This window comes from Enterobacter cloacae complex sp. SHL018, assembly GCF_049237905.1.
Taxonomy (GTDB): domain Bacteria; phylum Pseudomonadota; class Gammaproteobacteria; order Enterobacterales; family Enterobacteriaceae; genus Enterobacter; species Enterobacter hormaechei_C.
This window is the reverse complement of record NZ_JBMKJE010000004.1, coordinates 191,697-203,826: the sequence shown is the minus strand read 5'-3', so window position 1 is coordinate 203,826 and position 12,130 is coordinate 191,697. Positions and strand designations below refer to the sequence as shown.

11 protein-coding genes and 2 tRNA genes are annotated in these 12,130 nt (G+C 53.8%); 8 read left to right on the top strand and 5 right to left on the bottom strand.

Going from position 1 to position 12,130, the window contains the following annotated elements; all coding sequences use genetic code 11:
* Positions 1–21: 21 nt before the first annotated feature.
* On the bottom strand, positions 22–1,437 hold the full coding sequence (gene gltX / locus ACOTY5_RS16560; RefSeq protein WP_015572231.1) for a glutamate--tRNA ligase: 1,416 nt from the start codon (positions 1,435–1,437) through the stop codon (positions 22–24).
* A 258-nt stretch (positions 1,438–1,695) separates the two neighbouring features.
* On the opposite strand from gltX, the gene ACOTY5_RS16555 reads away from it, so the two are divergent.
* The 3 genes from ACOTY5_RS16555 to ACOTY5_RS16545 all read left to right on the top strand — a co-directional run bounded on the left by ACOTY5_RS16555 (position 1,696) and on the right by ACOTY5_RS16545 (position 2,329).
* Positions 1,696–1,771, top strand: a tRNA-Val gene (locus ACOTY5_RS16555).
* A 4-nt stretch (positions 1,772–1,775) separates the two neighbouring features.
* Positions 1,776–1,851, top strand: a tRNA-Lys gene (locus ACOTY5_RS16550).
* Between the two features lie 136 nt (positions 1,852–1,987).
* Entirely contained in the window at positions 1,988–2,329 is a 342-nt protein-coding gene (locus ACOTY5_RS16545; protein ID WP_017383471.1) for a FlxA-like family protein, read from the top strand.
* Here ACOTY5_RS16545 and ACOTY5_RS16540 read toward each other — a convergent pair.
* Positions 2,320–3,261 (bottom strand): LysR family transcriptional regulator, encoded by a 942-nt coding sequence (locus tag ACOTY5_RS16540; RefSeq protein ID WP_032102758.1) that lies wholly within the window; start codon positions 3,259–3,261, stop codon positions 2,320–2,322. The genes ACOTY5_RS16545 and ACOTY5_RS16540 overlap by 10 nt on opposite strands.
* Before the next feature lie 89 nt (positions 3,262–3,350).
* On the opposite strand from ACOTY5_RS16540, the gene ACOTY5_RS16535 reads away from it, so the two are divergent.
* Positions 3,351–4,346, top strand: coding sequence for a bile acid:sodium symporter family protein (locus ACOTY5_RS16535; protein WP_421631977.1), 996 nt, complete (start codon positions 3,351–3,353; stop codon positions 4,344–4,346).
* Here the strand turns inward: ACOTY5_RS16535 and ACOTY5_RS16530 are convergent.
* The 3 genes from ACOTY5_RS16530 to zipA form a co-directional block, all read right to left on the bottom strand.
* Positions 4,343–4,558, bottom strand: coding sequence for a DUF3820 family protein (locus tag ACOTY5_RS16530; RefSeq protein ID WP_003861328.1), 216 nt, complete (start codon positions 4,556–4,558; stop codon positions 4,343–4,345). The genes ACOTY5_RS16535 and ACOTY5_RS16530 overlap by 4 nt on opposite strands.
* Position 4,559: 1 nt before the next feature.
* Complete coding sequence (ligA, locus tag ACOTY5_RS16525; RefSeq protein ID WP_017383473.1) at positions 4,560–6,575, bottom strand: NAD-dependent DNA ligase LigA; 2,016 nt, start codon at positions 6,573–6,575, stop codon at positions 4,560–4,562.
* A gap of 68 nt (positions 6,576–6,643) precedes the next feature.
* Positions 6,644–7,639: a cell division protein ZipA gene (gene zipA, locus ACOTY5_RS16520; protein WP_015572226.1), complete on the bottom strand. Its 996-nt coding sequence runs from the start codon at positions 7,637–7,639 to the stop codon at positions 6,644–6,646.
* 229 nt (positions 7,640–7,868) lie between these two features.
* Between zipA and cysZ the strand changes: the two genes are divergently transcribed.
* From cysZ to ptsI, 4 genes are all read left to right on the top strand, one after another.
* A complete protein-coding gene (gene cysZ / locus ACOTY5_RS16515; RefSeq protein WP_045141730.1) occupies positions 7,869–8,630 on the top strand; it encodes a sulfate transporter CysZ in 762 nt (253 codons plus the stop codon).
* Positions 8,631–8,793: 163 nt separating this feature from the next.
* Positions 8,794–9,765 (top strand): cysteine synthase A, encoded by a 972-nt coding sequence (gene cysK / locus ACOTY5_RS16510; RefSeq protein ID WP_006811453.1) that lies wholly within the window; start codon positions 8,794–8,796, stop codon positions 9,763–9,765.
* A 317-nt stretch (positions 9,766–10,082) separates the two neighbouring features.
* Positions 10,083–10,340, top strand: coding sequence for a phosphocarrier protein Hpr (ptsH, locus tag ACOTY5_RS16505; RefSeq protein WP_000487600.1), 258 nt, complete (start codon positions 10,083–10,085; stop codon positions 10,338–10,340).
* Positions 10,341–10,385: 45 nt separating this feature from the next.
* Entirely contained in the window at positions 10,386–12,113 is a 1,728-nt protein-coding gene (gene ptsI, locus ACOTY5_RS16500) for a phosphoenolpyruvate-protein phosphotransferase PtsI (protein WP_006811455.1), read from the top strand.
* Positions 12,114–12,130 lie beyond the last annotated feature (17 nt).

Here is a 12,130-nt window from a genome sequence, read left to right as displayed (position 1 = left end):
GTTTTTTGTATTACACGAGTATTACTGCTGGCTTTCACGCTCAGCAATAAAGCCCAGCGCTTTGTTGATACGCGCAACGCTACGTGATTTGCCGATGGCATGAACGGTCACGTCCAGCGCCGGAGACTGGCCTGCCCCCGTCACCGCAACGCGCAGCGGCATACCGACTTTACCCATGCCAATTTCCAGCTCATCAGCGGTAGCCTGAATCGCGTGGTGAACATTTTCCGCAGTCCATTCGGTAATGGCTTCGAGTTTATCACGCACCACTTCCAGCGGCTGACGCGCAACCGGACGCAGGTGTTTCTTGGCCGCGTCGGCGTCGAACGCGTCAAACTCTTCATAGAAGTAACGGCAGCTTTCAGCAATTTCTTTCAGCGTTTTGCAACGCTCGCCAAGCAGCTTCACCAGATCCGCCAGTTCAGGGCCCGTACGGGTATCGATGTTTGCCTGTTCAATGTGCCATTGCAGATAAGTCGCCACATATTCTGGCTGCATGGTATTGATGTAGTGATGGTTCAGCCACAGCAGTTTATCAGTGTTGAACGCGCTGGCTGATTTGCTGACCGAGTTCAGAGAGAACAGCTCGATCATCTCTTCGCGGCTGAAGATCTCCTGGTCACCATGAGCCCAGCCCAGACGCACCAGGTAGTTCAGCAGCGCTTCCGGCAGATAGCCGTCATCACGGTACTGCATCACGCTCACCGCGCCATGACGTTTGGACAGCTTTTTACCGTCGTCACCGTTGATCATTGATACGTGCGCATACACCGGTACAGGCGCGTTCAGCGCTTTCAGAATGTTGATCTGACGCGGGGTGTTATTGATATGGTCTTCACCACGGATCACGTGAGTGATTTCCATATCCCAGTCGTCCACAACTACGCAGAAGTTATAGGTTGGCGATCCGTCAGTACGACGAATGATAAGGTCATCCAGCTCCTGGTTGCTGAATTCGATCGGGCCACGGATCTGGTCATCAAAGATGACAGAGCCATCCTGTGGGTTAGCAAAACGCACTACGCAAGGCTCATCCGCAGCATGCTCGCTGTGGTCATGGCGGCAACGACCGTCATAACGCGGTTTTTCGCCTTTTGCCATTTGCTCTTCACGCAGCGCATCCAGACGCTCCCTGGAGCAGTAGCACTTATAGGCCGTGCCTGCCACCAGCATCTCGTCAATTACGGCGTTATAGCGGTCAAAACGTTTGGTCTGGAAGTATGGGCCTTCGTCCCACGCCAGATTCAGCCAGTTCATCCCATCCATAATGGCTTCAATTGCTTCCGGCGTTGAGCGCTCCAGATCGGTGTCTTCAATACGCAGCACAAACTCACCGTTGTTGTGACGTGCGAAAAGCCAGGAGTAGAGAGCGGTACGTGCACCACCGACATGCAGATAGCCTGTCGGGCTCGGCGCGAAGCGAGTTTTGATTTTCATGAAATGGCCTTACGTTATAAAGATGCCGGTAATCGGCAAATTCCGGGAAGAAAACAATGGGCAATATTCTATCACTGTGGGCCGATTCCTCAATGTCGATCACTTTATCCGGTTCGAGATTGCTGTTTTTGTTTATAAATCATGCGCCACTGTCCGTTTTGCGATCGTTTTGACTAATTTTACGACGAACGAATAAAAACTTTAGAAAATGCGTTGACTCATTTTCAACTCTCCCTATAATGCGACTCCACACAGCGGGGGTGATTAGCTCAGTTGGTAGAGCATCTCCTTTACACGGAGGGGGTCGGCGGTTCGAGCCCGTCATCGCCCACCATTTCGGGTCGTTAGCTCAGTTGGTAGAGCAGTTGACTTTTAATCAATTGGTCGCAGGTTCGAATCCTGCACGACCCACCAATGTAAAAAAGCGCCCTAAAGGCGCTTTTTTGCTATCTGCAATACAGTAAATCCCCTTGCAGCCACACCGCTTGTTTTACTCAAGCTCACGCCTTTTTTGCCGATACCCCTATTTTATGGCGAAAAGGATCTCAAAATGACAACACTTAAGCCCGTTTCTCTGTCGGCGATGGAAATCGGCAGCGTAGATAACAGCTCCGGCGGAAACGACATTGCTTCTCAAATCACCCGTCTGACCAAACAGATAACGAAAGTCACTCAGCAGCTCAAAGAAGTGGCCATGGGTGATGCCACAGCAGAAGAGAAGCAAAAGCAGCAGGAATTACTCGAATCTCAGCTGGCTATGTTGCAGGCACAGCTGGCGCAATTGCAGCGTCAGCAGGCAGAAGAGGCGATGCCAAAACAGGAAAAAGGTCAGGCAGTCGCGGAAGGCATCAATAAGCCCTCCGCGGAGCATCAGATTAATATCTACATCTGATTATTGGTTTCGTTAAAAAGTGGATCGCGTGTGCGGGCCTCCATCAAACGTTCGGCCTGCATACGCACCACATCCCAGCAGGCGTGTGCCGCGCCGGAAAGTGACCTGTTTTTACGGCGTACCAGCATCAGCTGGCGTTCGACACAGGGTACGAAACGCTTCACCGTTAAACGACTCCCCTGCGGCAGTGGCAGCGCCAGCGCCGGCAGAACGCTGATGCCAATCCCCGCTTCGACCATCGGGAAGAGCGTGGCAGGATGCCCAATCTCCTGCACAATGGTTGCCTTAACGCCCTGCGCGGCCAGAGCGGCATCTATCAGCGGACGGCTGCCTGATGCATAATCCTGTAACACCAGGTTTGCCCCCTGCAAGGCCTGCCAGGCCACGTGTGGCAGCGATGCCAGCGGATCATCATCGCGGCAGAGCAATAAAAAGGGCTCCGAGAGCACCACTTCACATTCCAGGTCGCTTACCGCTCCGGGATCAATAACGATGCCAAAATCCACATCCCCCTGACGGATACTCTCCAGAACCCACTGCTGCGGCCTGTCATGCAAAACAAAATCGATATCCGGATAGCGGTGATTACTTTCAGCGATGCACTGGGGAATAAGATGCGCCGAAATCGTCTGGCTCGCCGCCACTCTCACGGTGCCGGAAAGCTGTTGTCCGAGCCGGCCGACATCCCTGAGCGTACTGTTCAGTTCATCCAGCAGCCTCTCCAGACGCATTGCCAGCTGCTGTCCCGCTTCGGTGAGTACCACTTCTCGCGTCGTGCGGTCGAGCAGCTTCACTCCCGTTTGCGTTTCAAGCTCCTTAACGCTATGGCTCACCGCCGACTGGCTGAGGCCAATCATCTCCCCTGCCCGGCTAAAGCTGCGGGCCTGCGCGACGGTGACGAAAACGCGAAGCTGACGTAACGAATAATTCATCTGTTTAATTCATGAATGGATGCAATAAATCAATTTTATTTCTCAAAGGGAAGAAAGCACAATAGCGGCATCTGTTTTCAGGAGTGATTATGAAACTTTTTCGTATCCTTGATCCGTTTACGCTGACCCTGATTAGTGTCGTCTTGCTGGCCTCGTTCTTCCCGGCGAGGGGCAGTTTCGTTCCGGTTATTGAAGGACTGACCACGGCAGCCATTGCCCTGCTGTTCTTTATGCATGGCGCCAAACTCTCCCGGGAAGCCATTATTGCAGGCGGTAGCCACTGGCGACTGCACCTGTGGGTAATGTGCAGCACCTTCATCCTCTTCCCGGTTTTGGGCGTGCTGTTCGCCTGGTGGGCGCCGGTGAATGTCGATCCGGCGCTGTATACCGGTTTCCTTTATCTGTGCATTTTGCCGGCCACCGTGCAGTCCGCTATTGCCTTTACCTCGCTGGCGGGCGGTAACGTCGCGGCGGCGGTTTGTTCTGCTTCCGCTTCCAGCCTGCTGGGGATCTTTGTTTCACCGCTGCTGGTCGGTCTGCTGATGAATATGCACGGGGCGGAAGGTAATCTGGAGCAGGTGGGTAAAATTTGTCTGCAACTGCTGCTGCCGTTTGTGCTCGGACACTTATCCCGTCCCTGGATTGGGGCGTTTGTGGCAAAACATAAAAAATGGATCGGGAAAACGGACCAAAGCTCAATTCTGCTGGTGGTTTACACGGCCTTCAGCGAAGCCGTGGTGAACGGCATCTGGCACAGGGTGGGCGCTGGATCGCTGCTGCTTATTGTGGTGGTAAGCATCGTTTTGCTGGCCATTGTCATCGCGGTTAACGTCTTTGTGGCCCGCAAATGCGGCTTCAATAAGGCCGATGAAATCACCATTGTATTTTGCGGATCGAAAAAGAGCCTGGCCAACGGGATCCCAATGGCCAATATTCTGTTCCCGACGTCCGTCATTGGGATGATGGTGTTGCCGCTGATGATTTTCCATCAGATCCAGTTGATGGTGTGCGCGGTACTGGCGCGGCGTTACAAGGCGCAGACTGAAAAGCTGGCGCAGGAAGAGACCCGCGCCGCGAAAGTTTAAGGACGTTTCAGGGGCTGAACCAGCTGGGTCAGCCCCTCTGTTTTGATCAGTAACGTGATAGCCATCAGCTCGCCCAGACGCCCGGCGGGGAACTCATCCTTACGGGCAAACCACAGCAGATACTCTTCCGGTAAATCAATCAGCCTGCGACCCTTATATTTACCGAACGGCATCTCCGTATTGGCGATCTCAACGAGCTGCTCTTTTTCCACGTCACTCTCCTAACAGGCGCATCATTTCCGCTTCGTCGATTACCTCGATGCCAAGCTCCTGCGCTTTTGCCAGCTTCGAACCGGCCGCTTCCCCGGCAATCACCAGGTCGGTTTTCTTCGATACGCTGCCCGCCACTTTTGCCCCCAGCGCCACCAGGCGCGCTTTCGCGTCATCGCGCGAGAGCTGGCTCAGGCTGCCGGTCAGCACTACCGTTTTACCGGCAAACGGGCTGTCGATCTCTTCGGCATTAACCACTACCGGTGCAGGCCAGTGAATGCCCTGTTCCAGTAATTTACCGATCACTTCACGGTTGCTCTCTTCGGCGAAGAAGTTGAAAACGTGGGTAGCGACCACAATGCCGACATCAGGGACTTTCTGTAGCTCGTCGATGGTGGCTTTCTCCAGCGCGTCCAGCGTGCCGAAATACGCCGCCAGCCCTGCCGCCGTCGCCTCTCCGACTTCACGAATGCCAAGCGCGTAAAGGAAACGGGCAAAGGTGGTGTTTTTGGCCGCCTCGAGCGCGTTAACGATGTTCTGGGCAGATTTCGGCCCCATACGATCAAGACCGGTCAGCTTACCTGCCGTCAGGGTAAAGAGGTCCGCTGGCGTATGGACGTACTCTTTCTCAACTAACTGGTCGATAATCTTGTCACCCATTCCGTCGACGTCCATCGCCCGGCGGGAGACAAAGTGCTTCAGGGACTCTTTACGCTGCGCGCCGCAGATTAACCCGCCCGTACAGCGCGTTACCGCTTCCCCCTCCACGCGCTCAACGTCCGAACCACATACCGGACAGTGGGCTGGAAACTCGATGGCACGGGTATCGGCAGGACGTTCAGACTCAACAACGTTAACCACCTGTGGGATCACGTCGCCCGCGCGGCGAATCACCACTTTGTCACCAATGCGCAGGCCCAGGCGGGCAATTTCATCGGCGTTATGCAGCGTGGCGTTACTTACCAGCACGCCAGCCACCTGCACAGGCTCCAGACGCGCCACAGGCGTAATCGCCCCCGTACGCCCTACCTGAAACTCCACGTCGCGAACGAAGGTCATCTGCTCCTGCGCCGGGAACTTAAAGGCCACCGCCCAGCGCGGCGCACGGGCCACAAATCCTAACTGTTCCTGCAACGCCAGCGAGTTAACCTTGATCACCACGCCATCAATATCAAACCCGAGCGTGGGACGATCTTCTTCAACCTTGTGATAGAACGCCAGCACCGCCTCCGGAGAGTCGCAGAGCTGCACGCGGTTGCTAACCGGTAACCCCCACTCTTTGAACTGCATTAAACGACCCAGGTGAGTATCTGGCAGGTCACCGCCTTCCAGGATCCCGACGCCGTAGCAGAAGAAAGTAAGCGGTCGCTTCGCGGTGATTCGTGGATCGAGCTGACGCAGCGAACCTGCCGCCGCGTTACGCGGGTTTGCAAACACTTTCCCACCGGTACGACGCGCTTCTTCGTTGATCTTCTCGAAGCCCGCCTGCGGAAGGAACACTTCCCCGCGCACTTCCAGCCGGGCGGGAATGTTATCGCCACGCAGTTTCAGCGGGATCGCACGAATAGTGCGCACATTAGTGGTGATGTCTTCCCCGGTAGTGCCGTCGCCGCGCGTTGCGGCACGCACCATCACGCCGTTCTCATAAAGAATGCTAACGGCCAGACCATCCAGCTTTAGCTCGCAGCACCAGCTCAGATTGTCGATGCTCTTCAGGCGATCCTGCACACGCTTGTTGAAAGCCAGAAAACTCTCTTCATCAAACACGTTATCCAGCGACAGCATCGGCACTTCATGTCGCACCTGGCTGAAAGCGCCCAGCGGTTCCGCGCCGACGCGCTGCGTTGGGGAATCGGGCGTAATCAGTTCGGGGTGCTGCGCTTCCAGCTCGCGCAGTTCACGCATCAGGCGGTCATATTCCGCATCCGGCACTTCCGGTGCGTCCATAACATGATAGAGATATTCATGATGGCGAAGCGTGGTTCGCAGTTCAGTAAGTTGTTGTTCGATTGAGTCCATATCGCACCATCAATGAGAAAAACCCCCGACAGGCGGGGGTTGAGGAGGAGGTGAAGTTAACGCGACGATTACGCGTTCGCTTCCTTAACTTCGCGGATGCGGTCCTGATACTCGCGCAGTTTCTGCGGCGTCATCATTCGACGCTGATCGTCGAGCACCACACCGCCCACTTCGTCGGCGATGTGCTGAGCGGACTGTAGCATCAGCTTAAAGTTTTGCAGCTCGTCACCGTAGGACGGCACCTGCATAAAGATCGTAACCCCCGGCGTGACGAAATCACCGGTCATTTCCGGGTCAAACGTGCCTGGATTGACCATATTGGCCAGGCTAAACAGCGCCGGACCGCTACCGTCAGGACTCAGGTGGCGATGGAAAATATTCATGTCGCCGAACTTGAAGCCTGCCTGTTGGATGCTGTTAAGCAGCACGTCACCGTTCAGATGGGTGCCATGATGAGCAGCCACGTTCATGATGATCACTGCTTCTTTACGCTGCGGCTTTTCAACAACCGGTTCTGGCTCTGCGACCGGCTCTGGCTCAACGCGCGGAGCGGGCTGTGGCGCAGGCGGTTCAGGCTGCGGCTGCGGTTGTTGTACCGGCTGCGGCTGCTGAACAGGCTGTGGCTGATGCACTGGCTGTGCAGGCTGTTGCACAGGTTGCGGCTGTACAGGCTGTGGCGCAACGGGCTGCTGTTGCACAGGCTGCTGCGGCGGATGACGAACAGGTTCTTCCACTGGCGGCGGCGCTGGCTGGCGCGGCTGGGCAGAAGCATACGGTGGTTGATACTGGTGCTGCGGAGCGCGGGGGGCTTCATGCTCTCCATGCGCTGCGCCGGGCGCAGTATTGACCCGATGAACACGAACTTCACCCACGCCGTCGTCGTCAGGACCGTCGATGTCGTCTTCAACGTCATCGTCGTCACGACTGGACTTCATGCGCTTCAGTGGACGATCGCGAAACATAGAGGAACGCTCTTTACGGCTGGTCCAGAAACCATGTACCAGTAAAGCGATTATGGCGATCGCGCCAACAATGATTAATATCAGACGCAAATCCTGCATCATTATATTCTCTGTTGTTCTAACACCTTGCCACCACGGCAAACATTTACTCACTAAGAGTATTTGCCGTTTACGTCAAGTGCAAGTGCATGCAGAGCATTCACAGCATAAAGATGAACTAAATCGTGCTTTTTGCTGGTTTTTCGAACATTTCCGAACTGGTCATTGGCCCGTAACTGGATAATATAGGCGGGCAATTCCACTGGTTGTGTAAAAAGGAGTACAGCCTGGTATGGTTTCAACATCTTCTTCTGCCCCACGCAGCGGGGTCTGGTACTTTTCTCAGGGCTGGAAACTGGTCTCCCTGCCGGGCATTCGACGCTTCGTTATTTTGCCGTTACTGATCAACATTATTCTGATGGGCGGGGCCTTCTGGTGGCTATTCACCAGACTGGAAAGCTGGATCCCTTCCCTGATGAGCTATGTGCCGGACTGGTTACAGTGGCTAGACTACCTGCTCTGGCCGATTGCGGTTATCTCCGTGCTGCTGGTTTTCGGCTATTTCTTTTCGACGATAGCAAACTGGATAGCCGCGCCGTTCAACGGTCTGCTGGCCGAACAGCTGGAAGCGCGCCTGACCGGTGCGACGCCACCTGACACGGGCGTACTGGGGATCGTGAAAGATCTCCCCCGCATCATGAAGCGTGAATGGCAGAAGTTCGCCTGGTACCTGCCGCGGGCGATTGTGCTGCTTATTCTTTATTTTGTACCCGGGATTGGCCAGACGGTCGCACCCGTGCTGTGGTTCCTGTTCAGCGCCTGGATGCTCGCTATCCAGTACTGTGATTATCCGTTCGATAACCACAAAGTGCCGTTTAAAGAGATGCGCACTGCCCTGCGCACTCAGAAGGTTGCCAACATGCAGTTTGGCGCGCTGGCCAGCCTGTTCACCATGATCCCTTTCCTGAATTTGTTCATCATGCCCGTTGCCGTTTGCGGCGCGACGGCGATGTGGGTGGACTGCTACCGTGCTAAGCACGCGTTATGGAAGTAATGCAAAAATGTGTAAAAGAGGGGTGGCTTATGCCGCCCCTTATTCCATACTGATCCCCATTATTTCCTTGCAGCATATAGATATGCGATTTCCTTACTTCCCCATACCTGTTCAACAGGTATGCTGGGTCGGTATCCCAATTTCATACAGTTAAGGACAGGCCATGAGTAAGATTTATGAAGACAACTCGCTGACTATCGGTCATACGCCCCTGGTTCGACTGAACCGTATCGGTAATGGACGCATTCTGGCGAAGGTCGAATCTCGTAACCCAAGCTTCAGCGTTAAATGCCGTATCGGTGCGAATATGATTTGGGATGCTGAAAAGCGTGGCGTGCTGAAACCTGGCGTTGAGCTGGTTGAACCCACCAGCGGCAATACCGGTATCGCTCTGGCCTATGTTGCGGCGGCGCGCGGCTATAAGCTGACGCTGACTATGCCTGAAACCATGAGCATTGAGCGTCGTAAGCTGCTGAAAGCGCTGGGTGCGAACCTGGTCCTGACCGAAGGCGCAAAAGGCATGAAGGGCGCGATTCAGAAGGCCGAAGAAATTGTTGCCAGCGATCCGGCAAAATATCTGCTGCTCCAGCAGTTCAGCAACCCGGCCAACCCGGAAATTCATGAGAAAACCACCGGCCCGGAAATCTGGGAAGATACCGACGGTCAGGTTGATGTGTTTATCTCCGGCGTAGGCACCGGCGGTACGCTGACCGGGGTGTCACGCTATATTAAAGGCACGAAAGGTAAAAAAGATCTGATTACCGTTGCCGTTGAGCCAACCGACTCACCGGTTATCGCTCAGGCGCTGGCAGGCGAAGAGATCAAACCTGGCCCTCACAAAATCCAGGGTATCGGCGCTGGCTTTATTCCAGGCAACCTGGATCTGAAGCTGATCGATAAAGTCGTCGCCATTACCAATGAAGAAGCCATCTCCACGGCGCGTCGCCTGATGGACGAGGAAGGCATTCTGGCGGGTATCTCTTCCGGTGCGGCGGTTGCGGCAGCGCTCAAACTGCTGGAAGACGAAACCTTTACCAATAAGAATATTGTGGTTATCCTACCGTCTTCGGGTGAGCGTTACTTAAGCACAGCACTGTTTGCCGATCTCTTCACAGAGAAAGAACTGCAACAGTGATGCCAGCATGTTAAAAACGCGTAAAAAAGCACCTTTTCAGGTGCTTTTTTGTGGCCTGCTTCAAAGTTTTACCCCTCCTGGCATTGCTTCACCCCGTTGGGTCTGGTATTTAAACCAGCAATTATTTTGATGCGCGAAATTAATCGGTGAACGAAATAGCGCTGCTGAATCGATTTTATGATTTGGTTCAAGTCTTGCTTTCACTGCATAATGTTTAATGACGATTGAAACGTCAGCGCTAACTATACAGGCTAAAGTTAAGTCGCCAGGCTAGACTTTAGTTCCACAACACTAAACCTATAAGTTGGGGAAATACAATGTTCCAGCAAGAAGTTACCATTACCGCTCCGAACGGTCTGCACACCCGCCCTGCTGCTCAGTTTGTTAAAGAAGCGAAAGGCTTCACTTCTGAAATCACTGTGACTTCCAACGGCAAAAGCGCTAGCGCAAAAAGCCTGTTCAAGCTGCAAACTCTGGGCCTGACTCAGGGTACCGTTGTTACCATCTCCGCTGAAGGTGAAGACGAGCAGAAAGCAGTTGAGCATCTGGTTAAGCTGATGGCTGAACTCGAGTAAGTTTACCGGGTTCTTTTCAATATCAGTCACAAGTAAGGTAGGGTTATGATTTCAGGCATTTTAGCATCCCCGGGTATCGCTTTCGGCAAAGCATTGCTGCTGAAAGAAGACGAAATCGTCATTGACCGGAAAAAAATTTCTGCCGACAAGGTTGATCAGGAAGTTGAACGTTTTCTGAGCGGTCGTGCCAAGGCATCTGCGCAACTGGAAGCGATTAAAACTAAAGCTGGCGAAACTTTCGGTGAAGAAAAAGAAGCCATCTTCGAAGGGCACATTATGCTGCTCGAAGATGAGGAGCTGGAGCAGGAAATCATAGCCCTGATTAAAGATAAAGGCATGACGGCCGACGCGGCTGCGCATGAAGTTATCGAAGGTCAGGCATCTGCCCTGGAAGAGCTGGACGATGAATACCTGAAAGAACGTGCGGCTGACGTACGTGACATCGGTAAGCGCCTGCTGCGCAACATCCTGGGTCTGGCCATCATCGATCTGAGCGCGATTCAGGACGAAGTCATCCTGGTTGCCGCTGACCTGACCCCGTCTGAAACCGCACAGCTGAACCTGAACAAGGTGCTGGGTTTCATTACTGATGCAGGTGGACGTACCTCCCACACCTCAATCATGGCGCGTTCTCTTGAGCTGCCAGCCATTGTGGGTACCGGTAGCGTTACCTCCCAGGTTAAAAACGACGACTATCTGATTCTGGATGCCGTAAACAATGTGGTTTACGTCAACCCAACTAACGATGTGATCGAGCAGCTGCGTTCCGTTCAGGAGCAGGTTGCTACCGAGAAAGCGGAACTCGCTAAACTGAAAGATCTGCCAGCTATCACGCTGGACGGCCATCAGGTTGAAGTGTGCGCTAACATCGGTACCGTACGTGACGTTGACGGCGCTGAGCGCAACGGCGCGGAAGGTGTAGGTCTTTATCGTACTGAATTCCTGTTCATGGATCGCGACGCTCTGCCAACGGAAGAAGAGCAGTTTGCAGCGTACAAAGCGGTTGCGGAAGCGTGCGGCTCGCAGGCTGTAATCGTCCGTACCATGGACATCGGTGGCGACAAAGAGCTGCCGTACATGAACTTCCCGAAAGAAGAGAACCCGTTCCTGGGCTGGCGTGCCGTGCGTATCGCCATGGATCGCAAAGAGATCCTGCGTGACCAGGTTCGCGCTATTCTGCGTGCCTCCGCTTTCGGTAAACTGCGCATCATGTTCCCGATGATCATCTCTGTTGAAGAAGTGCGTGCACTGAAGAAAGAGATCGAAATCTACAAACAGGAACTGCGCGACGAAGGTAAAGCATTTGACGAATCCATTGAGATCGGCGTGATGGTGGAAACACCGGCAGCCGCGACCATTGCGCGTCATTTAGCCAAAGAAGTTGATTTCTTTAGTATCGGTACCAATGATTTAACGCAGTACACCCTGGCAGTTGACCGTGGTAATGATATGATTTCACATCTCTACCAGCCAATGTCACCGTCCGTACTGAATTTGATCAAGCAAGTTATTGATGCTTCTCATGCAGAAGGTAAATGGACTGGCATGTGTGGTGAGCTTGCAGGCGACGAACGTGCTACACTTCTGTTGCTGGGTATGGGTCTGGACGAATTCTCTATGAGCGCCATTTCCATCCCGCGCATTAAGAAGATTATCCGTAACACGAACTTCGAAGATGCGAAGGTGTTAGCAGAGCAGGCTCTTGCTCAACCGACAACGGACGAGTTAATGACGCTGGTTAACAAGTTCATTGAAGAAAAAACAATCTGCTAATCCACGAGATGCGGCCC